Source organism: Paenirhizobium selenitireducens ATCC BAA-1503, assembly GCF_900492185.1.
GTDB classification, from domain to species: domain Bacteria; phylum Pseudomonadota; class Alphaproteobacteria; order Rhizobiales; family Rhizobiaceae; genus Allorhizobium; species Allorhizobium selenitireducens_A.
The window spans coordinates 129,139-153,014 of record NZ_UEYP01000005.1 but is presented as its reverse complement, the minus strand read 5'-3'; the positions used below and the strand labels follow the sequence as shown (position 1 = coordinate 153,014).

Here is a 23,876-nt window from a genome sequence, read left to right as displayed (position 1 = left end):
GTCATCACCTCAAGTCGGGAGGCGGGCGCAAAGGCTCGCAAGACACCATGGCAAGGCAAGAAGCCAACGAGCAGTTCCAGATCACGTCGTTCCTCGACGGTTCGAACGCTGCCTATATCGAGCACCTCCACGCGCGTTACGAGGACGATCCGAAATCCGTCCCCGACGAATGGCAGGCCTTCTTCAAGGCGCTGGCCGAAAACCCGGCCGATGTGAAGAAAGCCGCCGCCGGTGCCTCCTGGCAGCGCAAGAACTGGCCGATCGCCGCCAATGGCGACCTCGTCTCCGCGCTCGACGGCAATTGGGGCGTGGTCGAAAAGGCCATCGAAACCAAGGTCAAGGCAAAGGTCGAGGCTACCGCCGCCGCAACCGGCACGCCGGCGAGCGACGTCGATGTGCTGCAGGCGACGCGCGATTCGGTCCGCGCCATCATGATGATCCGGGCCTACCGCATGCGCGGTCACCTTCATGCCAATCTCGACCCGCTCGGCATCGCCGCTCCGGTCGAGGACTTCAACGAGCTTTCGCCAAGCGCCTATGGCTTCACCGAGGCCGATTACAGCCGCAAGATTTTCATCGACAACGTGCTTGGTCTCGAATACGCGACCATTCCGGAAATGCTCGACATCCTGAAGCGGACCTATTGCTCGACGCTCGGCGTCGAGTTCATGCACATTTCCAATCCGGAAGAGAAGGCCTGGATCCAGGAGCGTATCGAAGGTCCCGACAAGGGCGTGGAGTTTACCCCGAATGGCAAGAAGGCCATTCTGTCGAAGCTCATCGAGGCCGAGGGCTTCGAGCAATTCATCGACGTGAAATACAAGGGCACCAAGCGTTTCGGCCTCGACGGCGGTGAAGCGCTGATCCCGGCGCTGGAGCAGATCATCAAGCGCGGCGGCCAGGAAGGCCTGGAGGAAATCGTTCTCGGCATGGCCCATCGCGGCCGCCTGAACGTGCTGACCAATGTCATGCACAAGCCGCATCGCGCCGTGTTCCACGAATTCAAGGGCGGCTCGTTCAAGCCCGACGAAGTCGAAGGCTCGGGCGACGTCAAGTATCACCTCGGAGCATCCTCGGACCGCGAGTTCGACGGCAACAAGGTCCATCTGTCGCTGACGGCCAACCCGTCGCACCTGGAAATCGTCAACCCGGTCGTCATGGGCAAGGCGCGCGCCAAGCAGGACCAGTTGGCCAAGGTCTGGGACGGCGACATCATTCCGCTCAAGGAACGCGTCAAGGTTCTGCCGCTGCTGCTTCATGGCGATGCCGCCTTTGCCGGCCAGGGCGTCGTGGCCGAGATCCTCGGCCTTTCCGGCCTGCGCGGTCACCGCGTCGGCGGCACCATGCACTTCATCATCAACAACCAGATCGGTTTCACCACCAATCCGGCCTTCTCGCGTTCGTCGCCCTATCCGTCCGACGTCGCCAAGATGATCGAAGCGCCGATCTTCCACGTCAACGGCGACGATCCGGAAGCGGTCACCTACGCCGCCAAGATCGCCACCGAATACCGGATGAAGTTCCACAAGCCGGTCGTGGTCGACATGTTCTGCTATCGCCGCTTCGGCCATAACGAAGGCGACGAGCCCGCGTTCACCCAGCCGAAAATGTACAAGGCGATCCGGGCGCACAAGACCGTCGTTCAGCTCTATGCCGAGCGTCTGATCGCCGAAGGTCTGATCACCGAAGGCGAATTCGAGAAGATGAAGGCCGACTGGCGTGCTCATCTCGAGCAGGAGTTCGAGGCGGGACAGGCCTACAAGCCGAACAAGGCCGACTGGCTGGACGGCGCCTGGTCGGGTCTCAGGACCGCCGACAATGCCGACGAACAGCGCCGCGGCAAGACCGCCGTGCCGATGAAGCAGCTGAAAGAGATCGGCCGCAAGCTGTCGACCATTCCCGAGGGCTTCAAGGCGCACCGCACGATCCAGCGCTTCATGGACAATCGCGCGCAAATGGTCGAGACGGGCGAGGGGATCGACTGGGCCATGGGCGAAGCTCTTGCCTTCGGTTCGCTCTGCGTCGAGGGTACCAAGATCCGTCTCTCGGGCCAGGATTGCGAACGTGGCACCTTCAGCCAGCGCCATTCGGTGCTCTATGATCAGGAAACCGAAGATCGCTACATTCCGCTCGCCAATCTGGCGCCCAACCAGGGTCGCTACGAGGTCATCAACTCGATGCTGTCCGAAGAGGCCGTGCTCGGCTTCGAATACGGTTATTCGCTGGCCCGCCCGAATGCGCTGACGCTGTGGGAAGCCCAGTTCGGCGACTTCGCCAATGGTGCGCAGGTCGTTTTCGACCAGTTCATCTCGTCTGGCGAGCGCAAGTGGCTGCGCATGTCCGGTCTCGTCTGCCTGCTGCCGCACGGCTATGAGGGCCAGGGTCCGGAACACTCCTCGGCCCGCCTCGAGCGCTGGCTGCAGATGTGCGCCGAAGACAATATGCAGGTCGCCAACGTCACGACGCCGGCGAACTACTTCCACATCCTGCGCCGGCAGGTGAAGCGCGACTTCCGCAAGCCGCTGATCCTGATGACGCCGAAGTCGCTGCTGCGCCACAAGCGTGCGGTGTCGAGCCTTTCGGAAATGGCCGGCGAGAGCTCGTTCCACCGCCTGCTCTGGGACGATGCCGAGATCATCAAGGACGGCCCGATCAAGCTGCAGAAGGACAACAAGATCCGTCGCGTCGTGATGTGCACCGGCAAGGTCTACTATGACCTTCTGGAAGAGCGCGAAAAGCGCGGCATCGACGATGTCTATCTGCTGCGCATCGAACAGCTCTATCCGTTCCCGGCCAAGGCACTGATCAACGAGCTTTCGCGGTTCCGCAATGCCGAGATGGTGTGGTGCCAGGAAGAGCCGAAGAACATGGGCGCGTGGTCGTTCATCGACCCCTATCTCGAATGGGTGCTCGCCCATATCGACGCCAAGTACCAGCGTGTGCGCTATACGGGTCGTCCGGCCGCAGCGTCGCCGGCGACGGGCCTGATGTCGAAGCATCTCGCCCAGCTCGAAGCCTTCCTCGAGGATGCGCTGGGGGGCTGATGCCTCCCACCGCCGAGACCCATCGACAGAAACATTCTCTGATCAACGGAATTGAGATCATGGCAACAGAAATCCGCGTACCCACCCTCGGTGAATCCGTCAGCGAAGCCACCATCGGCACCTGGTTCAAGAAGGTCGGCGACGTCGTCAAGGCCGACGAGCCGCTCGTCGAGCTGGAAACCGACAAGGTCACCGTCGAAGTCCCCGCGCCGGCGTCCGGCGTCCTGACGGAAATCGTTGCCCAGAACGGCGAAACCGTCGGTCTCGGCGCTCTCCTCGGCCAGATCGCCGAAGGCGCCGCCGGCGCTGTTTCCGCAGAACCGGCGAAGCCGGCTGCACCTGCGGCCGCTGCCGCCCCCGCCCCCGCTGCACCGGTAGCGTCCGCTCCTGCTGCTGCCTCCGGCTCCATGCCGGCCGCTCCGGCCGCGGCCAAGATGCTGGCTGAGAACAATCTTTCGGCCGATCAGGTCGAAGGCACCGGCAAGCGCGGCCAGGTTCTCAAGGGTGACGTGATCGCTGCCGTCGCCAAGGGTGTGACGACGGCTGCCGCCCCGGCCCCGGCAGTTGCTCCGCGCGCGCCCTCGGCCGCCGACGATGCGGTTCGCGAAGAGCGCGTCAAGATGACCCGCCTGCGCCAGACGATCGCCAAGCGCCTCAAGGATGCCCAGAACACCGCGGCCATGCTGACCACCTATAACGAGGTGGACATGTCGGCGGTCATGAGCCTGCGCAACAAGTACAAGGACATCTTCGAGAAGAAGCATGGCGTGAAGCTCGGCTTCATGGGCTTCTTCACCAAGGCCGTGACCCACGCGCTCAAGGAACTCCCGGCGGTCAACGCCGAGATCGACGGCACCGACATCGTCTACAAGAACTACTGCCATATCGGCGTTGCCGTCGGCACCGACAAGGGCCTCGTCGTGCCGATCGTGCGCGATGCCGACCAGATGTCGATCGCCGAAATCGAGAAGGATATCGGCCGCCTCGGCAAGCTCGCCCGTGACGGCGCGCTGTCGATGGCCGACATGCAGGGCGGCACCTTCACCATCTCCAACGGTGGCGTCTACGGTTCGCTGATGTCCTCGCCGATCCTGAATGCGCCGCAGTCGGGTATCCTCGGCATGCACAAGATCCAGGAGCGTCCGGTCGCCATCGGCGGCCAGGTGGTCATCCGGCCGATGATGTATCTCGCGCTCTCCTACGACCACCGCATCGTCGACGGCAAGGAAGCCGTCACCTTCCTGGTGCGCGTCAAGGAAAGCCTGGAAGATCCGGAGCGTCTGGTTCTCGATCTCTAAGACCGAACCTCTGGGAGGCTGCCTCTGGTGGCCTCCCGTTCGATCCGGCATAGTGTCGGTCCAAGGGCCGCGACGACGTCGGAAGGAAAGCGAAGATGCACGCCTATCTCCTGGAACTCGCCTCGCTGATGGCCGTCTTCTCCTTCGCGATCGTCGCGCCGGGAGCCGATACGGCCATGGTCATGCGCCAGGCCATGGTGCACGGACGGCGCGCGGCGATCCTGACCAGCGTGGGCATCGGCACGTCGCTGATGTTTCATGTGACCTATACGATCCTCGGTCTCGGGCTCATCATTTCGCAATCGCTGCTGCTCTTCGCCATCATCAAGTGGGTGGGTGCCGCCTACCTGATCTACATGGGCGTCATGGCCTTGCGCGCGGGCAAAACGGATCTCGATCCCGCAACCGGCGAGGTGGAAGCCCCGCGTCAGAGCGCCTTTCGCGCTTTCGGCCTCGGCTTCCTTGCCAATGCGCTCAATCCGAAGCCGGTCCTGTTCTTCCTGTCGATCTTCTCCGCCCTGGTCAGCGCCTCGACGCCGGGCACGGTGAAGTTCGGCTATGGCCTGGTCATGGCGACCTGCCTGATTGCCTGGTTCGTCGGCGTCTCCTTCTTCATGACCACGCCGCGCATGCGCTCGGTCTTTGCTCGCATGAGCAAATGGATCAACCGGGCTTCGGGCCTCGTGTTCATTGCCTTCGGCCTGAAGCTCGCGGCGGCAAGGGCCAACTGAGATGAAGATGCGCCTGACGTCGTCCATCGCTGCTGCTTGGGTCGCCGGCGCTTTCCCGGCCGCCGCCGCTGATTGCCCGATTGAACGTGCCGTCTATGCGGAACCGGAAGCCGGTGTTGAGCTTCGTTTCGATGCAAGTGGCGAGAATACGCCCCTCAGCCATCGATTCACGCTCGTTTCGTCGAATGCGAAGATGAAGGTCGATGGGCATGTGCTCTACGACCCCGAGATCGAACGGCCCGTGGCGATGGCGCTCGACAATTGCCCTGAGGGCGACGTGACGGGCGCGGACATCGCCGCCTGCACCATCTGGAAGGGCATTATCTACGCGGCCGACAAGGCGACCGGGCAGGTCGATTTGATCCCTGATGAAGGCGCCGATGCGCCGGACAGCCTCATCCTGCCGGGCTTCGGCCCGGTGATCGCGGCATCTGCCTTTGGCGCGGCCATGACGACCACGCCCTGGGATATTTTCTCATTCAAACAATGTTCGCCCAAGGCCTGACGGGCGACGGCACTGTAACAGTCGAAGGAACGATACGATGGCTTATGATGTGGTGGTAATCGGAAGTGGTCCGGGCGGTTATGTCTGCGCGATCAAGGCGGCCCAGCTTGGCCTCAAGGTGGCCGTGGTCGAAAAGCGTGCCACCTATGGCGGCACCTGCCTGAACGTCGGCTGCATTCCGTCCAAGGCGCTGCTGCACGCCTCCGAGATGTTCCACCATGCCGCCCACGGCATGGACACGCTGGGCGTCGAGGTTGCCGCACCGAAGCTTAATCTTGAAAAGATGATGGCGCACAAGGATGCGACCGTGAAGTCGAACGTCGAGGGTGTCTCCTTCCTGTTCAAGAAGAACAAGATCGACGGCATCCAGGGCACCGGCAAGATCGTTTCCGCCGGCAAGGTTTCCGTCACCAATGACAAGGGCGAAGAGCAGATCCTCGAGACGAAGAACATCGTCATCGCCACCGGCTCCGACGTCGCCGGCATTCCCGGCGTTGCCGTGGAGATTGATGAAAAGGTGATCGTCTCGTCGACAGGGGGCATCGCGCTCGACAAGGTTCCGGGCAAGATGGTGGTCGTCGGTGGCGGCGTCATCGGCCTCGAGCTCGGCTCGGTCTGGATGCGCCTCGGCGCCAAGGTCACCGTCGTCGAATATCTCGATACCATCCTCGGCGGCATGGACGGCGATGTTTCCAAGCAGTTCCAGCGGATGCTCGCCAAGCAGGGCATGGAATTCAACCTCGGCGCCAAGGTCACCGGCGTCCAGAAGGCCGAAAACGGCGCGAAGGTCACCTTCGAACCGGTCAAGGGTGGCGAAGCCCAGACGATCGATGCCGACGTCGTGCTGATCGCCACCGGTCGCAAGCCCTATACCGAGGGTCTTGGCCTGGCCGAAGCCGGCGTTGCGCTCGACGGTCGCGGTCGCGTCGAGATCGACGGCTACTACCGCACCAATGTCGCCGGCATCTATGCCATCGGCGACGTGGTGAAGGGCCCGATGCTCGCCCACAAGGCCGAGGACGAAGGCGTGGCGCTGGCCGAGATCCTGGCCGGCCAGCACGGTCATGTGAACTATGACGTCATCCCGGGGGTCGTCTACACCCAGCCGGAAGTCGCCTCCGTCGGCAAGACCGAGGAAGAGCTGAAGGCGGCTGGCGTTTCCTACAAGGCCGGCAAGTTCCCGTTCACCGCCAATGGCCGCGCCCGCGCCATGCAGGCGACCGATGGCTTCGTCAAGGTTCTGGCCGACAAGGACACCGACCGGGTTCTCGGCGTCCACATCGTCGGCTTCGGCGCCGGCGAGATGATCCACGAGGCCGCAGTCCTGATGGAGTTCGGCGGTTCGTCGGAAGACCTCGGCCGCACCTGCCATGCGCATCCGACCATGTCGGAGGCCGTCAAGGAGGCGGCGCTTGCCACCTTCTTCAAGCCGATCCATATGTAATTGGCCATCTGAAGGTTAAATCTTCTCCATCTTCCGGGCCGCGTCTTGCCATGCAGGACGCGGCCTTTATCATCCGGACGCAATTGCCCTTAACCGATTGACGAAAGGCAAGAAAATGGCGTCCTCCCTCGTTTTGTCCTATTCCATCCCGCAGCGTCTCATTCACTGGCTGATGGCCGGTCTCATCCTTTTCAACCTGCTCTTTGCCGAAGCCATGGAAGAGCTCTCCGAGGCGGTCGAGGAGGGGCAGACCCCCACGCCCGACATGATCGCCTCGGCCAATATCCATGCCTATGTCGGCATCGCCGTGCTCTGTCTTGCTGTCATCCGGGTGGTTCTGCGCCTCACCCATGGCGCGCCGGAGGCCCTCGCCGAAGAGCCGCCGCTGGGAAGGCTTGCCGCCAAGGTCGCCCACGGCGCCTTCTATCTGCTGTTCTTCGCCATGCCGATCAGCGGTGCGCTGGCCTATTACGGCGGCGTGGAGGCTGCCGGCGGACCGCATGCAGGCCCGATGAAGCTCGTCATGTGGGTGCTGATCGTCGTGCATGTCGGCGCGGTTCTGGTCCACCAGTTCGTCTGGAAGACGCCTGTGGCCCAACGCATGACCAAGGGCTGAGACTGCAAGCGACGCGGTCGGCGCCGTCACTCGATGACGCTGACCGTGAAACCCTGTTGGCGGATGAGTTCGACCAGGCCCTCGTCGCCCGGAAGGTGCAGGGCCCCGACAGCGATGAAGGTGTTGCCCTCCGACAGTATCGGCGCGGCACGTTCCGCCATGATCCTGTTGCGGTCGGTGACGATTCGTTTCTCGAAGGCGGCATAGGCGCTTTCGTCCTTGCCGAGTTCAGTGGGCGCAACGGCCTCAAGCGTGGGCATGGTCATGCCGATGTCGCCGGCGATATAGAGCGCGGTCATGGTCTCGATGACGTCGTCCATCCTGTCGCCGAGTTCGAGCGTTTCGATCAGCGCCTGCAGATGGAACTCGACCGGCAGGTCGGCCATCGCCTGCAATTGTTCGGCCAGGGTCTCCAGGCCTGCGACCCTCTTTCCCGCCTTGATCGCGTCTTCGGCGATCTGCTTGTCGAGGAAGGAAGCTCCCGCCGCCTTGCGAGCCAGTTCGCAGGCGGGAAGGGCGACGAAGCTCGACAGGATCCACGGCTTCATGCGTGCGACCGCGGCAAGGGAAAGGCCGCGGGCCTTGAGGCCCTTCTCCAGCTTTTCGGCATCTTCATTCGACAGATGATCGCGGATCGTCGTGCCGTCGGTGAACATGGTCAGTTCAGGATGCATCAGCATTGCCGCCGCAGCCTTCTTCTCGTCGAGAATCTCGTCGGATTCGATGACGATGGTCGAGGCTTCGGCCGCAGCTTTGCGCGCGGCTTCCGGCATGGTCAGCACGCGCGGGTCGGTGACGTGCATGGTCCCAAGAAGGTATGAAGGTTGGACGCCCGCCTTCTCGATCTTCCAGAATATGCCCTTGCCGTTCGGCGTCTTGGCTGCCTCGGCGACGATCTTGTCGTAGGCCGCGGGATCGGTCTTTTGCAGGGCGGGCAACAGGTCTTCGCCCGTGCAGGTCGGTGGTTCCGCCGCTCTCGCCGGGGAGACGGAGAACAGCACGAAAGCGGTGGCGATGAACAGGGCCACATGCAGCGCGGCGATCAGCCAGAGCGCGACGTCGCCGGCAGAGGAAAAAGGAATTCGCTGGCGAAGCCGGTCGAAGGAGTGCGCGATCATGGGGATGTCCGTTTCAATCGCGGCAATCTAGTGGCCCGCCTACTCACGTTCCCTTAACGCATGTGGTTAACGGCGCCGTGCTCAGGCGCGAGGATGGGCGCGTTCGTAGACGTCGAGGAGCCGTGCGGCGTCCACGCCGGTATAGACCTGGGTGGTCGACAGGCTGGCATGGCCGAGCAGTTCCTGGATGGTGCGCAGATCTCCGCCGCTGCCGAGAAGGTGAGTGGCAAAGGAGTGGCGCAGCGCGTGGGGCGTCGCCGAGTCCGGCAGGCCGAGCGCCGAACGCAGGCGCTGCATCTCGCGCTGGATGATCGCCGGCTGCAGCTTTCCGCCGCGCGCGCCGCGAAACAGGGGTTCACCGGCCTCCAGATGGTAGGGGCAGAGTTTGACATAGGTCGCGACCGCCTCGTTGACGACCGGCAGCAACGGGACCAGCCGGGTCTTCGCGCCCTTGCCGGTGATGCGAAGCGAGGTCGGATTGCCGGCGAAAGCCGAAGGGGTGAGATCGAGCGCCTCGGAGATGCGCAGCCCGCAGCCGTAGAGCAGGGTCAGCACGGCGGCGTCGCGCGCGGCGATCCAAGGCTCCTCATTCATCTGTGCTTCCTGGCTGACCACGTTCATCGCCTGGGTGCCGCTCAGGGGTTTTGGAAGCGACTTCGGTTGTTTCGGTGACCGTATCGCGCCGGCACCGGCGGCGTTGACCAGCCCCTTGCGCTCGAGGTGCCTGAGGAAGGAGCGCAGGCCCGCCAGATGCCGGCCGAGCGAGCGGGCGCCCGCGCCCTGCTTGCGGCGGAAGGCAAGGAAGGCGCGCAGGTCCGCCGGGCGAAGGGCAGAGACGTCCTTGATGGTCGCAGGCCCGCCGACATGGGTGGTGAGGAAGCGCAGGAACTGGCGCGTGTCGCGCTCATAGGCCTCCAGCGTATTGCCCGAAAGGCGCCGTTCTCCGCCAAGGCTTGCAAGCCAGGCGCCGCGTTCGGCCATCAGATCGTCGGCCGCGAGGATCAACAACTCGTCCACACCCGCTTCCTTTACTTATTTTGAATGCTCCGCCAACATGCACCCCCAGCGTTAGGGAATGGCTAACGCGGTTCTGTCTGTCATGCTTCGATCACATTGGACTGCAATAGAAATTGATCGAAAATAGTCGGAGTTCCAGATGACGCGCCGTGATTCGATGACGACCTTCGGGCAGTTCGCCGAGGCGGTCGCGCTGGTCTCCCAGGGGAAGCCGGGCCATATCGTCGATACTTTGATCGCCGAGCGGGGCGAGAAGATCGTTCACAACCCGCTCTGGCCGGTCATGCGGCCGTTTCTCTACACATTGCTGCGTTATGCCAAGGCGATCGAGTTCGCCAACGACATCGCCAACATGCCGGGCTTCCAGGCCTTCGACTATCTGAGCGGCATCCTCCAGCTCGACATCAATGTCCGTTATGGCGAACGCATCCCCGGCCAGGGCGGCTTCATCATGGTCAGCAACCACCCGACCGGCATCGCCGACGGCGTGGCCGTGTTCGATCTTTTGAAGAATACCCGCCCCGACATGATGTTCTTCGCCAATCGCGATGCGATCCGCGTCAATCCGCGTTTCGCCGAGATCATCATCCCGGTGGAATGGCGCGAGGAACACAAGTCCAAGCTCAAGGCGCGTGAAACCCTTCAGCTTACCACGCGAGCCGTGCAGGAGCAGAAGGCGACCGTGCTCTTCCCCTCCGGGCGCATCGCCTACTGGGCGAACGGACGCTTGAACGAGCGGCCGTGGAAGACCTCGGCCGTGGGGCTCGCCCGCAAGTACAATCTGCCGATCCTGCCGGTCAACATGTTGGCCCGCAATTCCGGCCTGTTCTACTGGTTCGCCAAGTGGTCGACCGAGCTTCGCGACATGACGGTGTTCTACGAACTGCTCAACAAGAAGGGTGACCGCTTCGACTTCACCATCGGCAACCTGATCGAACCCGACCGTCTTGGCGGAGATCCGGTCGAGGTGACGGCCGCGTTGGAGCGGCATACCGTCCACGCACTCGCCGCCGACGGCAATGCGCAGTTCCGTTTCGGCGGCTGAGACTTCGGCTCCCCGGGACTCGCCTCCCTTCGTCGCTCGCCCCCAGCCTTTTCGGTTTTCTTTACGATCGGGGAGGGGCAAACATGACGTCCCATGAAAGACGATTCGCCCGGACTGTTCGGCCCGCTGCCCTCTTCCCGTGTCGTGCCCGTTCTGGTGCCCATGCCGGCGCCCGTCGCCTATAGCTATGCGGTGCCCGATGGCATGCCCGTGGAGCCGGGTTCGGTCGTGCAGGTGCCGCTCGGACCGCGCCAGGTAATCGGCGTCGTCTGGGATGGCCCGGAGGCCGGCAGCGTCGATCCGAAGAAGCTGCGATCGATCACCAAGGTGTTCGACTGCCCGCCGCTCGACGGGCCCATGCGAACCTTTCTCGACTGGGTCGCCGCCTATACGCTATCGCCGCCGGGCTATGTGGCCCGCATGGCGCTGCGCGCGCCGGCCGCTCTGGACCCTGAGCCGATGGTCGAGGGCTTCCGCTTCTCCGGCATGGAGCCGGAAAGGATGACGCCGGCCCGGCGCAAGGTACTCGATCTCGCCGGCGACGGGCTTTCCTGGACGAAGAGCGGTCTTGCCCATGCGAGCGGTGTGTCGACCAGCGTGATCGACGGTCTCGCCGCCCAGGGCGTGTTCGAGACTGTCTTCCTGCCGCCGCCGCCGCTGGTGGCGAGACCCGACCCCGATTTTGCCGAACACCGTCTCGCCGGGCCGCAGAAGGAGGCCGCGGACGAGATTCTCGACGGCATCCGCAAGGGTGGCTTCTCTGTGGCGCTGATCGACGGTGTCACGGGCTCGGGCAAGACGGAGGTCTATTTCGAGGCGATCGCCGAAACGTTGCGGCAGGGACGCCAGGTGCTGATCCTGCTGCCGGAAATCGCGCTCACCGCCAATTTCCTCGAGCGTTTTCAGGATCGCTTCGGCGCCAAGCCCGGCGAGTGGCATTCGGATCTGGCGACCCGCACCCGTGAAAAGGTTTGGCGGCAAGCGGCGACCGGCGAGATCCGCGTCGTTGCCGGGGCGCGCTCGGCGCTCTTCCTGCCGTTCGAGGATCTGGGGCTGATCATCGTCGACGAAGAGCATGACCCGGCCTTCAAGCAGGAAGATCGTGTCTTCTACAATGCGCGCGACATGGCGGTGGTGCGGGCGCGGATCGCCGGCTTCCCGGTCGTGCTGGTTTCCGCGACCCCTTCGGTGGAGAGCCAGGTGAACTGCCAGGCCGGGCGTTATAAACGCATCCATCTGCCGACGCGCTTTGCCGATGCAGCGCTGCCGGATCTGCATCTGATCGACATGCGCCGCCATCCGCCGGAGCGTGGCGGCTTTCTTTCGCCGCTGCTACTCCGGGCCGTCGGCAGGACAATCGAGCGCAAGGAGCAGGCGCTGCTGTTTCTCAACCGACGGGGCTATGCGCCGCTCACCCTTTGCCGCGTCTGCGGTCACCGGTTCCAGTGCCCGCAATGCTCGAGCTGGCTGGTCGAACACCGTTTCCGGGGCCAGATCCAGTGCCACCAATGCGGCTATTCCGAACCGACGCCGCAGGCCTGCCCGGAATGTGGCACGCTCGACCATCTCGTCGCCTGTGGGCCCGGCGTCGAGCGCATTGCCGAGGAGGTGGAGAAGCATTTCCCCGATGCGCGCACACTGGTGCTCTCCTCCGACCTCGGGGGCGTCAAACGGCTCAGACTCGAGCTCGAAGCGATCGCCAATGGCGAGGCGGATATCGTCATCGGCACCCAGCTCGTCGCCAAGGGCCATAATTTCCCGCTGATGACGCTGGTCGGCATCGTCGACGCCGATATCGGCCTTGCCAATGGCGACCCGCGCGCGGCTGAACGCACCTTCCAGCTTCTGTCGCAGGTGACCGGCCGCGCTGGCCGCACCGGTCGCAAGAGCCATGGCTTGCTGCAGACCTTCCAGCCGATGCATCCGGTGATGCAGGCGCTGGTCTCCGGCGATGCCTCGGCCTTCTACGAGCGCGAGATCGCCGAGCGCGAGCGGGCGGCCCTTCCGCCCTTCGGCCGGCTGGTCTCGATCATCGTTTCCGCCGACAGCCGCGCCGAAGCGGAAACCCATGCGCGGCAGCTGCGCCAGACGGCGCCGGTCGAGCGCGACATTGCCATTCTCGGCCCGGCGGAAGCGCCGCTCGCCCTGATCCGGGGTCGTCACCGCTTCCGGCTTCTGGTGCATGGCCGGCGCAGCAGCGACATGCAGGGTTTCGTCCGGGCGATGCTTGCCAATGGCCCCAAGGAACGCCGCTCGATCCAGGTACAGGTCGACGTCGATCCGCAGAGCTTCCTTTGAGCCGCGCCACGGGGTGCTGCGACCGCATCGGAAAGCGACGGAAAATGCCGGTCCGCAATATCTCCAGGCGCCGCTTTGTGCGATAAGCGCCGCGTTCGATTTGCTTTGAGACGAGGAACAAGGATGGAGTTCTATTTTCCGACGGAATTCGGCGAGCAGCTCGCCTTCGGCGCGGCGGCAGTCGCCGCCCTGATCGGTGCATTGGCGATGTTCGCGCCGGGTCTGACCCTCAAATTCTTTGCCCTTGAACCTCGGAACCTGCGCCCGGAGGGACTTGGCGCGGTGCGTGCCGCAGGCGGACTGGTCGTCGGATTTTCCGGAACGGCCCTCATGCTGGCCCAGCCGACGCTCTATCTCGCCTTCGGGGCAGCAATGGCCCTCGCGGCGTTCGGGCGGATCCTGTCGATCATGTCCGATCGAGGAAATACCCTTCGCAATCTGCTACTTCTGGTAGTAGAGGTAATCCTTGCGGCAATGCCGCTTTCCTACGTTTTCGGACTCCTCTGAAGAGAAAGTCCATGCCTTCACCGCATGCTCACACCAATTTGGCGCGGATTCGGAGAATTTTGGCGCCAAGGCCTTGTCCTTAAGGCTTATTCCGTTATTACGCGTGTTGCGAGTCCACAGTTCCTATGCTAGACGGACCGCGAAATTCGAAAAACACAAGCGGGCGACCTTTGTGTTTTTCAAGAAAAACCTAACGATTTCAGGATGATGTTTGTCCCATTCAGGGGTGGCGGGCATCCTGGGTCAAAAGCAGGGAATATTTTGCCCGTGGCAGACACATCCCAAGTCATTTCAGGCGTGGCGGAGCGCTATGCGTCATCGCTTTTCGAGCTTGCCCTCGAGGCTGGCTCGCTCGACGCGGTCGGCGCCGATCTCAATCGTTTCCAGGCGATGATCGATTCGAGCGACGACCTGAAGCGGTTGGTGCTCTCGCCGGTTTTCTCGGCCGAGGATCAGACCAAGGCGGTTGTTGCCCTCAGTGAGAAGGCCGGTCTCGGTGCTCTTGTGGCGAACTTCCTGAAGGTCGTCGCCGGCAATCGCCGTCTGTTTGTCATTTCCGGCATGATCGCCTCGTTCCGTCAGATCGCCGCCCGCCATCGCGGTGAGCTCTCGGCTGAGGTGACGTCGGCGCACGCACTTACTACCGAACAGGAAAACGAATTGAAGGCGGCGCTGAAGAGCGTCACCGGCAAGGACGTTGCGATCGCGGTTTCGATCGACCCGTCCATTCTCGGTGGCCTGATCGTCAAGGTCGGCTCGCGCCAGATCGACACGTCTCTTCGCACCAAACTTTCCACCCTTAAGCTTGCACTGAAAGAGGTTGGCTGATGGATATCCGCGCCGCGGAAATTTCCGCAATTCTGAAAGATCAAATCAAAAACTTCGGCAAAGAGGCGGAAGTCTCCGAAGTCGGCCAGGTGCTCTCCGTCGGTGACGGTATTGCCCGTGTCTACGGCCTCGACAATGTCCAGGCCGGCGAAATGGTCGAGTTCCCCGGTGGCATCCGGGGTATGGCGCTGAACCTCGAAGCCGACAATGTCGGCGTCGTTATCTTCGGTTCGGACCGTGACATCAAGGAAGGCGACACCGTCAAGCGGACCGGCGCCATCGTCGACGTTCCGGTCGGTCCCGAACTGCTCGGCCGCGTCGTCGACGCGCTCGGCAATCCGATCGACGGCAAGGGCCCGATCAACGCTGCGAAGCGCTCGCGTGTCGACGTCAAGGCTCCGGGCATCATTCCGCGCAAGTCGGTTCATGAGCCTATGTCGACCGGCCTCAAGGCCATCGACGCTCTGATCCCGGTCGGCCGCGGCCAGCGCGAGTTGGTCATCGGTGACCGCCAGACCGGCAAGACCGCGATCATTCTCGACACGATCCTCAACCAGAAGGCCATTCACGACAATGGCCCGGACTCGGAAAAGCTCTATTGCGTCTACGTCGCAATCGGCCAGAAGCGTTCGACGGTTGCCCAGTTCGTCAAGGTTCTCGAAGAGCGCGGCGCGCTCAAGTACTCGATCATCGTTGCCGCAACGGCTTCCGATCCGGCCCCGATGCAGTACATCGCGCCGTTCGCCGGCTGCGCCATGGGCGAATACTTCCGTGACAACGGCCAGCACGCGCTGATCGGCTACGACGACCTTTCCAAGCAGGCCGTCGCTTACCGCCAGATGTCGCTGCTGCTGCGCCGTCCGCCGGGCCGCGAAGCCTATCCGGGCGACGTCTTCTACCTGCATTCGCGTCTGCTCGAGCGTGCTGCAAAGCTCTCCGACGAACGTGGCGCCGGCTCGCTGACCGCTCTGCCGGTCATCGAAACCCAGGGTAACGACGTTTCGGCCTTCATTCCGACCAACGTGATCTCGATCACCGACGGCCAGATCTTCCTCGAAACCGACCTGTTCTACCAGGGCATCCGTCCGGCCGTTAACGTCGGTCTGTCGGTTTCGCGCGTCGGTTCGGCCGCACAGATCAAGGCGATGAAGCAGGTTGCCGGCTCGATCAAGGGCGAGCTTGCCCAGTATCGCGAAATGGCCGCCTTCGCCCAGTTCGGTTCCGACCTGGATGCGTCGACGCAGCGCCTGCTGAACCGCGGTGCACGCCTGACCGAACTCCTCAAGCAGCCGCAGTTCTCGCCGCTGAAGACGGAAGAACAGGTTGCCGTGATCTTCGCCGGCGTCAACGGTTACCTCGATAAGGTCGCCGTCAACCAGATCGGCAAGTTCGAGCAGGGTCTGCTTTCCTACCTTCGCTCGGAAGGCAAGGCCATTCTCGACGCCATCCGCACGGAGAAAGCCATCAGCGACGATACCAAGGGCAAGCTCAAGGCTGCTCTGGATCAGTTCGCCAAGTCTTTCGCGTAATCGGGCCTCAAGCCAAGGACGGATAACGGATGCCTTCACTTAAGGATCTGAAAAACCGGATCGCCTCCGTCAAGGCGACGCAGAAAATCACCAAGGCGATGAAAATGGTCGCCGCGGCGAAGCTGCGTCGTGCGCAGGAGGCGGCCGAGGCCGCTCGTCCCTATTCGCAGCGCATGGGTGCCGTCCTTGCCAATATCGCCCAGGCGGTCGGCAGCGACGACAGCGCACCCCGGCTGATGACCGGGACCGGCAAGGACGATGTGCATCTGCTCATCGTCTGCACCGCCGAGCGCGGCCTTTGCGGCGGTTTCAACTCGCAGATCGCCCGCTTTGCCCGCGACCACGCGCGCAAGCTTCTGGCGGCCGGCAAGACCGTCAAGATCTTCTGCGTCGGCAAGAAGGGCTATGACAGCCTGCGTCGCGAGTTCGCCGCCAACATCGTCGAGCGCACCGACCTCCGCGAAGTCAAGCGCGTCGCTTTCGAGAATGCCGACACGATCGGCCGCAAGGTCATCTCGATGTTCGACAAGGGCGAGTTTGACGTTGCGACCCTGTTCTATTCGGAATTCAAGTCCGTCATCAGCCAGGTGCCGACCGCACAGCAGCTGATTCCGGCTGCGGCTCCGGAAGCGGTTGCGACAACCGGTGCGTCGGCCGTCTACGAATATGAGCCCGATGCCGGTGCGATCCTCGAGGATCTCATTCCGCGCAACATCTCGGTGCAGATCTTCCGGGCCCTGCTTGAAAACGTCGCCGGTGAAATGGGCGCCAAGATGAGCGCGATGGACAATGCGACGCGTAATGCTGGCGAGATGATCAACAAGCTTACGCTTTCGTACAACCGTCAGCGCCAGGCTCAGATCACCAAGGAACTCATTGAAATCATTTCGGGCGCGGAAGCGCTCTGAGGTTAAGGAAAGAGGGTAAGAAACATGGCTAAGGCAGCTACCCCGAAATCTACCGCGGCGAAGGTCGCAACCGGCTCCGCAGGCCGGGTTACTCAGGTCATCGGTGCTGTCGTCGACGTTGCGTTCGACGGCGAGCTGCCTGCGATCCTGAACGCGCTGGAAACGATGAACGGCGGCAACCGCCTCGTTCTCGAAGTTGCCCAGCACCTCGGCGAAAGCCAGGTTCGCACGATCGCCATGGACTCGACCGAAGGTCTGGTTCGCGGACAGGCGGTGTCTGATACCGGCGCCCCGATCACCGTTCCGGTCGGCCCGGAAACGCTCGGCCGCATCATGAACGTCATCGGCGAGCCCGTCGACGAAGCCGGTCCGCTGGTCACTTCCGGCAAGCGCGCCATCCACCAGGAAGCGCCGACCTATGTCGAGCAGTCGACCGAAGCGCAGATCCTCGTCACCGGCATCAAGGTCGTCGACCTTCTCGCGCCTTACGCCAAGGGCGGCAAGATCGGCCTGTTCGGCGGCGCCGGCGTCGGCAAGACGGTTCTCATCATGGAACTCATCAACAACGTCGCCAAGGCGCACGGCGGTTACTCGGTATTCGCCGGTGTTGGCGAACGTACCCGCGAAGGCAACGACCTCTATCACGAAATGATCGAGTCGGGCGTCAACAAGCATGGCGGCGGCGAAGGCTCCAAGGCTGCTCTCGTTTACGGTCAGATGAACGAACCGCCGGGTGCCCGCGCTCGCGTCGCTCTGACCGGTCTGACGATCGCCGAAGACTTCCGCGACAAGGGCCAGGACGTTCTGTTCTTCGTCGACAACATCTTCCGCTTCACCCAGGCCGGTTCGGAAGTGTCCGCACTTCTCGGCCGTATCCCGTCGGCCGTTGGTTATCAGCCGACGCTCGCCACCGACATGGGTCAGATGCAGGAACGCATCACCACCACGACCAAGGGTTCGATCACCTCGGTTCAGGCCATTTACGTCCCCGCCGACGACTTGACCGACCCGGCGCCGGCAACCTCGTTCGCCCACCTGGACGCAACGACCGTTCTGTCGCGTTCGATCGCCGAAAAGGGCATCTACCCGGCCGTTGACCCGCTCGACTCCACCTCGCGCATGCTCGACCCGCTGGTCGTCGGTGAAGAGCACTATGAAGTCGCCCGTAAGGTCCAGTCGACCCTGCAGCGCTACAAGGCTCTCCAGGACATCATCGCCATTCTCGGCATGGATGAGCTGTCCGAAGACGACCGCATCGCGGTTGCCCGCGCCCGCAAGATCGAGCGCTTCCTGTCGCAGCCGTTCTTCGTCGCCGAAGTCTTCACCGGTTCGCCGGGCAAGCTGGTTGCGCTCGAAGACACGATCAAGGGCTTTAAGGGCCTGGTCAACGGCGAATACGACCATCTGCCGGAAGCCGCCTTCTACATGGTCGGTTCGATGGAAGAAGCCGTCGAGAAGGCCAAGAAGCTGGCTGCCGAAGCTGCCTGATGACGGACCTGGCGCGCGCTTGAGGCGCGCGCCGTTCCCGCCTCTATCGAAGAAGTGAACAACCATGGCCGACAATTTCAATTTTGAACTCGTTTCGCCCGAGCGCCTGCTGCTTTCCGAAAAGGTGAGCGAAGTTGTCATCCCGGCAACCGAAGGCGAAATGACCGTCATGGCCCATCACGCGCCGACGATGACGACCATCAAGCCGGGCGTGGTTTCGGTGAAGCTGGCCTCGGGCCAGGTGACCAAGTATGTCGTGTTCGGCGGCTTTGCCGATATCGTTCCGACCGGCTGCACCCTGCTCGCCGAATCCGCCGTGGCGCTCAGCGAACTCAATCGCGACACGCTGACCAAGCGCATCGAGGCGGCCCGCGCCGAATTGAACGCCGTCGAAGGTCACGAGCACAAGACGCGTCTCGAACAGTACCTCGCTGAGCTGACCCATCTGAACGGCGTTCTGGTTCCGGCCTGAGCCGGGCGCAAGAAATACCGACGGACTAAGAGCGGCCTTCGAGGCCGCTTTTTTTGTGCCTTGTGGCTGTCCTCCCTGCAGTGTCTCCGCCGCATGACCCTATTCCATGCGCCTTTGCCGCGCGGTCAAAGGCTGCTTGACGCCCTGCCATACAATTGAAAGCTTCGTGCTCTCTGATATGCTGCAACGCAAACGGAGGTGAGCGCATGAAGGTCGGGATCGTCGGAGCGGGCATGGTCGGCAGCTCGGCCGGCTATGCGCTGGCCATGATGGGAATTGCCAGCGACATCGTGTTCGTCGACAGGAATACGGGGCTTGCCATTGCCCAGGCCGAGGACATATCCCATGCCGTTCCCTTCGTGTCGGCGACGACGGTCATTGCCGGCGATTATGATGCGCTGGCCGGGACGCGGGTGGTGATCATTGCGGCCGGCGTCAGCCAGAAGCCCGGCGAAAGCCGGCTCGAACTTCTGGAGCGCAATGCGGCCGTGTTTCGCGAGGTGGTGGCCGAAGTTCTGCGCGCCTCTCCCGATGCGATCCTGCTGATCGCTTCCAATCCGGTCGACATCATGACGCAGATCGCCACGCGGCTGTCCGGCCTTCCGCCGCAGCGGGTGATCGGCTCGGGCACCATTCTCGATACGGCCAGGTTCCGCAGCCTCGTCGGCCGCCATCTCGGCATCGCGCCGCAGTCGGTGCATGCCTATGTGCTGGGCGAGCATGGCGACAGCGAGGTGCTGGCCTGGTCGAATGCGCGGGCCGGATCGGTCGCCCTTCGTTCCTTCGCCGAGCAGGTCGGCAAGCCGCTGACAGAGGATGATCGGCGGGCTATCGACGATGGCGTGCGCAATGCCGCCTACAAGATCATCAACGGCAAGGGTGCGACCTATTACGGCATAGGCGCGGGGCTCGCGCGGATCGTCAAGGCCATCGCGCAGGACCAGAGGGACGTGCTGTCGGTTTCGATCGTCACCCCGCGTGTGGCCGATATCGAGGATGTGGCGTTGTCGGTTCCGCGGATCATCGGGGCTGCCGGAGTGGTGGCCGATCTCTTCCCCGACCTCGATGCGGAGGAGCATGCCGCTCTCGGCCGCAGTGCCGCCCTTCTCAAGGAGCGCGTCGAGTCCGTGAAGCTGGTCTAGCGCCGAGGCCGTCAATGCCGCCGGCAGGGCTTGTGCGCCCCCGCTGACGATGAAGATTTCGCTTTGACGGCGGCAGCGGTCGCGCTATTGGCACTTATGCCGTAATTGCACTGCAATAGAGATGTATGTTTCGATGCGGTGGCGCGATTTCTGGATGGTTTTATGGATATGCCGCAGATCAAGGCCGGAATGGAAAGGGAGCAACTGGAAGGCTTCATGGCGAAAGCCCGTGACGCCAGTACGCTTCTCAAGGCCCTGTCGCATGAAACCCGCCTGCTCATTCTGTGCATCCTCAGCCAGGGGGAAAAGACCGTCGGTGAGATCGAGGCGATCCTCGGCCTGCAGCAGGCCGTCGTCTCGCAGCAGTTGGCGCGGCTCCGGCTCGAGCAGATCGTCGAGACGCGACGCGAGGGTCGCCTGATCTACTATAGAATTTCCGATCCTTCACTGACCGGTCTGGTGTCGGTTCTCTACGACATGTTCTGCGGGCCCAAGGCGGCACCGCTCGTTATCAGGGATTCCTCCGCGGACGATTGAGCTGCGGGTGTCTTTCTGAACCTTCCCTGGGCGGCAGCCGTTGCGCCGGTTTGCGCTTGCGTGGCTTTCGGCCTAGTCTCGGGCACGAGGAACGCCCATGATCGACAAGCTTGAATTCTTCATCGCGCTCGCCCGTGCCCAGCATTTCGGCCGCGCGGCGGAGGAGTGTGGCATTACCCAGCCAACGCTGTCCGCGGCGATACGGCAACTGGAAGACCAGCTCGGCGTGATGTTGGTCAATCGCGGCTCACGTTATCAGGGCCTGACCCCCGAGGGCCAGCGCGTGCTGGAATGGGCGCGGCGAATCGTCGGCGATACGCGCACCATGCGCGAGGAGATGCGGGCGGCGCGACGCGGCCTCGCCGGCCATATCCGCCTCGCGGTCATACCCACGGCTCTCTCCATGGTTCCGCGGATCACCGGACCGTTCCAGGAGAAGCATCCCGACGTTACCTTCTCCGTCAGTTCCCGTACCTCGCTACAGGTTCTGAGCCTTCTGGAAAATCTCGAGATCGATGCCGGGATCACCTATCTCGACAATGAACCCCTCGGCCGCGTCACCTCGGTGCCGCTCTACGCCGAGCGCTATCATTTGATTGCCGCTGCGGGGACGCCGCTCAGCGATCGTGAGCAGGTGACGTGGCGGGAGGTTGCCGATCTTCGGCTTTGTCTATTGACTGCGGACATGCAGAACCGCCGCATCATCAATCAGCACATGGCCGATGCCGGCGTTTCCGTGAAGCCGACGCTCGAATCCAATTCGATGATCGTGCTGTTCTCCCACATCCGCACCGGCCGCTGGGCCTCGATCATGCCGCGCAACGTGGCCGAATCCTTCGGCTTCTCCGCGGAAATACGGCTGATCCCGATCAGCGAGCCGGAAGCGGAGCATTCCGTCGGGCTTGTCGCGCAATACCGGGAGCCGTTTACGCCGCTCGTCTCCGCACTTCTGCACGAGGCTCGCCGGCTCGCCGATATCCAGGCATTTCAATAGATTTCTTCTATCGTTGAACGGGACTGCTTTATTGACCGCCCCCGGGGAGCGCGGTCATTCTGTCACCACGTCAAAGAGTTCGACGGGAAAGCGGACTGCGTCGGCGCATTGAATTAAAAAACCGACTGGACATTCGCTTTCCACGTGTCGGCCTCTTGGGCCAGTTCGTGTCGGTTTGGGAGGGCTGATCATGAATATTCGATCGTCTGCGGATGATTTTGTTTCTCGCACAAATGCGATCGTCGCCGAGTTCAAGGCGCTCGATGGTCCCTTGCTGCCGATCCTGCATGCGGTGCAGGAGGCCTTCGGCTACGTGCCGGACGAGGTCAAGCCGGTGCTCGCCGAGGCACTCAACCTGTCGCGCGCCGAGGTGCATGGTGTCGTCAGCTTCTATCATGATTTCCGCGCTCATCCCGCCGGTCGCCATGTGCTGAAGCTCTGTCGCGCCGAGGCCTGCCAGTCGCGCGGCGGCGACGCTCTGGCCGACCGGGTGCGCCAATTGCTCGGTATCGATTTTCATCAGACGACGCCGGATGGCGCCGTGACGCTCGAGCCGGTCTACTGTCTCGGTCTCTGCGCCTGCGCGCCGGCCGCCATGCTCGACGATGACCTGCACGGAAGGCTTGATGCCGACTGTCTCGAGGCGCTCGTCGCGGAGGCCCGCCGATGAGTGCGACGATCTTCATCCCCCGCGATGCCGCCGCGATTGCCGTCGGCGCCGACAAGGTCGCCAAAGCGATCGAGCGCGAGGCTGCTTTGCGCGGCATCGAGCTTGCCATTGTTCGCAACGGATCGCGCGGACTGCTCTGGCTCGAGCCCCTGATCGAGGTGCGCACTGGTCGCGGCCGCATCGCCTATGGCCCGGTCACGGTCGCCGATGTGCCCGGCTTGTTCGAGGCCGATTTCCTGGCCGGCGGCGCGCATCCGCTCTGTCACGGGCTCACCAAGGAAATTCCCTATCTCGCTCGGCAGACCCGGCTGACCTTCTCGCGCTGTGGCGTGACCGATCCCCTGTCGCTCGCCGACTATCGCCACTATGAGGGGCTCAAAGGCCTTGAAAAGGCCGTCGCCATGGATCCGGCCGATATCGTCAGGACCGTGACCGACAGCGGTCTGCGTGGTCGCGGCGGCGCGGGCTTTCCGACCGGCGTCAAATGGAAGACCGTCGCGGACGCGCCGGGCGCACAGAAATATATCGTCTGCAATGCCGACGAAGGCGACAGCGGCACCTTCTCCGACCGGATGATCATGGAGGGCGATCCCTTCGTTCTGATCGAAGGCATGATCATCGCCGGCATCGCCACCGGCGCCACCAAGGGCTACGTCTACACCCGTTCTGAATATCCGCATGCCATCAAGACCATGCGTGCGGCGATCGAGGTCGCCCGAGGCGCCGGCATTCTCGGGCCATCGGTCCTAGGCTCCGCATATGCTTTCGACATCGAGGTGCGCATGGGCGCCGGCGCCTATGTCTGCGGCGAGGAGACCTCATTGCTCAACTCGCTCGAGGGCAAGCGCGGCATCGTCCGGGCGAAGCCGCCGCTTCCGGCGCTGCAGGGCCTGTTCGGCCGGCCGACCGTGGTCAACAACGTGATTTCGCTCGCCTCCGTGCCGGTCATCCTCGACCGCGGCGCGGGCTTCTACCGCGATTACGGCGTCGGCCGTTCGCACGGCACGATCCCGATCCAGCTAGCCGGCAATATCAAGCATGGGGGTCTCTACGAGACCGCCTTTGGCCTGACGCTGGGCGAGATCATCTACGACATCGGCGGCGGTACGGCGAGCGGCCGGCCCGTCAAGGCCGTGCAGGTCGGTGGCCCGCTCGGCGCCTACTTCCCGCCGTCGCTGTTCGACACCGTCTTCGACTACGAGGCCTTCGCCGCGAAGGAGGGCCTGATCGGCCATGCCGGCATCGTCGTGTTCGACGACACCGCCGACATGCTGAAGCAGGCACGCTTTGCCATGGAATTCTGCGCCATCGAGAGCTGTGGCAAATGCACGCCGTGCCGCATCGGTTCCACACGCGGCGTGGAAACGGTCGACCGGATCGCCCGCGGCATCGAGCCGGAGAAGAACCGGGCGCTGCTCACCGACCTCTGCAACACCATGAAGTTCGGCTCGCTCTGCGCGCTCGGCGGCTTCACGCCCTATCCGGTGATGAGCGCGCTCCATCACTTCCCCGAGGATTTTGCCCCGGCACCCATGGTGGAGGCGGCGGAATGAGCGTTCATTACCTGGCAGGTTTGCCCCTCACCCTGCCCCTCTCCCCGCAAGCGGGGAGAGGGGACGGCCACGGCGGTGCCCCTCGTCCCTTCTCCCCGTTCACGGGGAGAAGGTGCCGGCAGGCGGATGAGG

At 63.2% G+C, this 23,876-nt stretch carries 21 protein-coding genes; 19 read left to right on the top strand and 2 right to left on the bottom strand.

Annotation, left to right across the window (positions count from 1 at the left end):
• Positions 1 to 47: 47 nt before the first annotated feature.
• The 6 genes from RHIZ70P_RS11055 (at position 48) to RHIZ70P_RS11030 (ending at position 7,638) form a co-directional block, all read left to right on the top strand.
• Positions 48 to 3,044, top strand: a complete 2,997-nt coding sequence (locus tag RHIZ70P_RS11055) for a 2-oxoglutarate dehydrogenase E1 component (protein ID WP_115670362.1) — start codon at positions 48 to 50, stop codon at positions 3,042 to 3,044.
• A gap of 59 nt (positions 3,045 to 3,103) precedes the next feature.
• Positions 3,104 to 4,342 carry a 2-oxoglutarate dehydrogenase complex dihydrolipoyllysine-residue succinyltransferase gene (gene odhB, locus RHIZ70P_RS11050; RefSeq protein ID WP_115670531.1) on the top strand — a complete coding sequence of 413 codons (1,239 nt, stop codon included), beginning with the start codon at positions 3,104 to 3,106 and terminating at the stop codon, positions 4,340 to 4,342.
• 95 nt (positions 4,343 to 4,437) lie between these two features.
• Positions 4,438 to 5,073 carry a LysE family transporter gene (locus RHIZ70P_RS11045; protein WP_115670361.1) on the top strand — a complete coding sequence of 212 codons (636 nt, stop codon included), beginning with the start codon at positions 4,438 to 4,440 and terminating at the stop codon, positions 5,071 to 5,073.
• A gap of 1 nt (position 5,074) precedes the next feature.
• A complete protein-coding gene (locus tag RHIZ70P_RS11040) occupies positions 5,075 to 5,578 on the top strand; it encodes a hypothetical protein (RefSeq protein ID WP_115670360.1) in 504 nt (167 codons plus the stop codon).
• A 37-nt stretch (positions 5,579 to 5,615) separates the two neighbouring features.
• Positions 5,616 to 7,022 carry a dihydrolipoyl dehydrogenase gene (lpdA, locus tag RHIZ70P_RS11035; RefSeq protein ID WP_115670359.1) on the top strand — a complete coding sequence of 469 codons (1,407 nt, stop codon included), beginning with the start codon at positions 5,616 to 5,618 and terminating at the stop codon, positions 7,020 to 7,022.
• Positions 7,023 to 7,137: 115 nt separating this feature from the next.
• Positions 7,138 to 7,638 (top strand): cytochrome b, encoded by a 501-nt coding sequence (locus RHIZ70P_RS11030; RefSeq protein ID WP_115670358.1) that lies wholly within the window; start codon positions 7,138 to 7,140, stop codon positions 7,636 to 7,638.
• 26 nt (positions 7,639 to 7,664) lie between these two features.
• Here RHIZ70P_RS11030 and RHIZ70P_RS11025 read toward each other — a convergent pair whose 3' ends face one another.
• Complete coding sequence (locus RHIZ70P_RS11025; RefSeq protein ID WP_115670357.1) at positions 7,665 to 8,756, bottom strand: TraB/GumN family protein; 1,092 nt, start codon at positions 8,754 to 8,756, stop codon at positions 7,665 to 7,667.
• An 81-nt stretch (positions 8,757 to 8,837) separates the two neighbouring features.
• Positions 8,838 to 9,773, bottom strand: coding sequence for a tyrosine recombinase XerC (locus RHIZ70P_RS11020; protein ID WP_181903998.1), 936 nt, complete (start codon positions 9,771 to 9,773; stop codon positions 8,838 to 8,840).
• Between the two features lie 139 nt (positions 9,774 to 9,912).
• Between RHIZ70P_RS11020 and RHIZ70P_RS11015 the strand changes: the two genes are divergently transcribed.
• From RHIZ70P_RS11015 to RHIZ70P_RS10955, 13 genes are all read left to right on the top strand, one after another.
• Positions 9,913 to 10,818 (top strand): GNAT family N-acetyltransferase, encoded by a 906-nt coding sequence (locus RHIZ70P_RS11015; RefSeq protein ID WP_115670356.1) that lies wholly within the window; start codon positions 9,913 to 9,915, stop codon positions 10,816 to 10,818.
• A gap of 93 nt (positions 10,819 to 10,911) precedes the next feature.
• On the top strand, positions 10,912 to 13,116 hold the full coding sequence (locus RHIZ70P_RS11010) for a primosomal protein N' (protein WP_115670355.1): 2,205 nt from the start codon (positions 10,912 to 10,914) through the stop codon (positions 13,114 to 13,116).
• A 123-nt stretch (positions 13,117 to 13,239) separates the two neighbouring features.
• The gene (locus RHIZ70P_RS11005) at positions 13,240 to 13,623 is read left to right on the top strand and encodes a DUF4345 domain-containing protein (protein ID WP_115670354.1); all 384 of its coding nucleotides are present in this window, start codon (positions 13,240 to 13,242) and stop codon (positions 13,621 to 13,623) included.
• Between the two features lie 261 nt (positions 13,624 to 13,884).
• Complete coding sequence (locus RHIZ70P_RS11000) at positions 13,885 to 14,451, top strand: F0F1 ATP synthase subunit delta (protein WP_115670353.1); 567 nt, start codon at positions 13,885 to 13,887, stop codon at positions 14,449 to 14,451.
• Entirely contained in the window at positions 14,451 to 15,980 is a 1,530-nt protein-coding gene (gene atpA, locus RHIZ70P_RS10995; RefSeq protein ID WP_115670352.1) for a F0F1 ATP synthase subunit alpha, read from the top strand. The genes RHIZ70P_RS11000 and atpA overlap by 1 nt, the downstream gene beginning before the upstream one ends.
• A gap of 29 nt (positions 15,981 to 16,009) precedes the next feature.
• Positions 16,010 to 16,888, top strand: coding sequence for a F0F1 ATP synthase subunit gamma (locus RHIZ70P_RS10990; RefSeq protein ID WP_115670351.1), 879 nt, complete (start codon positions 16,010 to 16,012; stop codon positions 16,886 to 16,888).
• Between the two features lie 24 nt (positions 16,889 to 16,912).
• Positions 16,913 to 18,376: a F0F1 ATP synthase subunit beta gene (gene atpD / locus RHIZ70P_RS10985; protein WP_115670350.1), complete on the top strand. Its 1,464-nt coding sequence runs from the start codon at positions 16,913 to 16,915 to the stop codon at positions 18,374 to 18,376.
• Between the two features lie 64 nt (positions 18,377 to 18,440).
• On the top strand, positions 18,441 to 18,848 hold the full coding sequence (locus tag RHIZ70P_RS10980) for a F0F1 ATP synthase subunit epsilon (RefSeq protein WP_115670349.1): 408 nt from the start codon (positions 18,441 to 18,443) through the stop codon (positions 18,846 to 18,848).
• A gap of 206 nt (positions 18,849 to 19,054) precedes the next feature.
• Complete coding sequence (locus tag RHIZ70P_RS10975) at positions 19,055 to 19,990, top strand: L-lactate dehydrogenase (RefSeq protein ID WP_115670348.1); 936 nt, start codon at positions 19,055 to 19,057, stop codon at positions 19,988 to 19,990.
• A 162-nt stretch (positions 19,991 to 20,152) separates the two neighbouring features.
• Positions 20,153 to 20,527, top strand: coding sequence for an ArsR/SmtB family transcription factor (locus tag RHIZ70P_RS10970; RefSeq protein ID WP_115670347.1), 375 nt, complete (start codon positions 20,153 to 20,155; stop codon positions 20,525 to 20,527).
• Positions 20,528 to 20,624: 97 nt separating this feature from the next.
• Positions 20,625 to 21,521, top strand: coding sequence for a LysR family transcriptional regulator (locus RHIZ70P_RS10965; protein ID WP_115670346.1), 897 nt, complete (start codon positions 20,625 to 20,627; stop codon positions 21,519 to 21,521).
• Positions 21,522 to 21,711: 190 nt separating this feature from the next.
• Positions 21,712 to 22,191 carry a formate dehydrogenase subunit gamma gene (locus tag RHIZ70P_RS10960; protein WP_115670345.1) on the top strand — a complete coding sequence of 160 codons (480 nt, stop codon included), beginning with the start codon at positions 21,712 to 21,714 and terminating at the stop codon, positions 22,189 to 22,191.
• Positions 22,188 to 23,744: a formate dehydrogenase beta subunit gene (locus RHIZ70P_RS10955; RefSeq protein WP_115670344.1), complete on the top strand. Its 1,557-nt coding sequence runs from the start codon at positions 22,188 to 22,190 to the stop codon at positions 23,742 to 23,744. The genes RHIZ70P_RS10960 and RHIZ70P_RS10955 overlap by 4 nt, the downstream gene beginning before the upstream one ends.
• Positions 23,745 to 23,876 lie beyond the last annotated feature (132 nt).

Excerpts from the sequence above, each read along its gene's own strand:
- RHIZ70P_RS10990 (WP_115670351.1), top strand. The coding sequence starts at position 16,010 with ATGCCTTCACTTAAGGATCTGAAAAACCGGATCGCCTCCGTCAAGGCG.
- lpdA (WP_115670359.1), top strand. The coding sequence starts at position 5,616 with ATGGCTTATGATGTGGTGGTAATCGGAAGTGGTCCGGGCGGTTATGTC.
- RHIZ70P_RS10960 (WP_115670345.1), top strand. The coding sequence starts at position 21,712 with ATGAATATTCGATCGTCTGCGGATGATTTTGTTTCTCGCACAAATGCG.
- RHIZ70P_RS11045 (WP_115670361.1), top strand. The coding sequence starts at position 4,438 with ATGCACGCCTATCTCCTGGAACTCGCCTCGCTGATGGCCGTCTTCTCC.
- RHIZ70P_RS10970 (WP_115670347.1), top strand. The coding sequence starts at position 20,153 with ATGGATATGCCGCAGATCAAGGCCGGAATGGAAAGGGAGCAACTGGAA.
- RHIZ70P_RS11015 (WP_115670356.1), top strand. The coding sequence starts at position 9,913 with ATGACGCGCCGTGATTCGATGACGACCTTCGGGCAGTTCGCCGAGGCG.
- RHIZ70P_RS11025 (WP_115670357.1), bottom strand. The coding sequence starts at position 8,756 with ATGATCGCGCACTCCTTCGACCGGCTTCGCCAGCGAATTCCTTTTTCC.
- RHIZ70P_RS11005 (WP_115670354.1), top strand. The coding sequence starts at position 13,240 with ATGGAGTTCTATTTTCCGACGGAATTCGGCGAGCAGCTCGCCTTCGGC.
- RHIZ70P_RS11055 (WP_115670362.1), top strand. The coding sequence starts at position 48 with ATGGCAAGGCAAGAAGCCAACGAGCAGTTCCAGATCACGTCGTTCCTC.
- RHIZ70P_RS10980 (WP_115670349.1), top strand. The coding sequence starts at position 18,441 with ATGGCCGACAATTTCAATTTTGAACTCGTTTCGCCCGAGCGCCTGCTG.
- RHIZ70P_RS10955 (WP_115670344.1), top strand. The coding sequence starts at position 22,188 with ATGAGTGCGACGATCTTCATCCCCCGCGATGCCGCCGCGATTGCCGTC.
- RHIZ70P_RS11040 (WP_115670360.1), top strand. The coding sequence starts at position 5,075 with ATGAAGATGCGCCTGACGTCGTCCATCGCTGCTGCTTGGGTCGCCGGC.
- RHIZ70P_RS11010 (WP_115670355.1), top strand. The coding sequence starts at position 10,912 with ATGAAAGACGATTCGCCCGGACTGTTCGGCCCGCTGCCCTCTTCCCGT.
- atpA (WP_115670352.1), top strand. The coding sequence starts at position 14,451 with ATGGATATCCGCGCCGCGGAAATTTCCGCAATTCTGAAAGATCAAATC.
- RHIZ70P_RS11030 (WP_115670358.1), top strand. The coding sequence starts at position 7,138 with ATGGCGTCCTCCCTCGTTTTGTCCTATTCCATCCCGCAGCGTCTCATT.
- RHIZ70P_RS10965 (WP_115670346.1), top strand. The coding sequence starts at position 20,625 with ATGATCGACAAGCTTGAATTCTTCATCGCGCTCGCCCGTGCCCAGCAT.
- RHIZ70P_RS10975 (WP_115670348.1), top strand. The coding sequence starts at position 19,055 with ATGAAGGTCGGGATCGTCGGAGCGGGCATGGTCGGCAGCTCGGCCGGC.
- atpD (WP_115670350.1), top strand. The coding sequence starts at position 16,913 with ATGGCTAAGGCAGCTACCCCGAAATCTACCGCGGCGAAGGTCGCAACC.
- odhB (WP_115670531.1), top strand. The coding sequence starts at position 3,104 with ATGGCAACAGAAATCCGCGTACCCACCCTCGGTGAATCCGTCAGCGAA.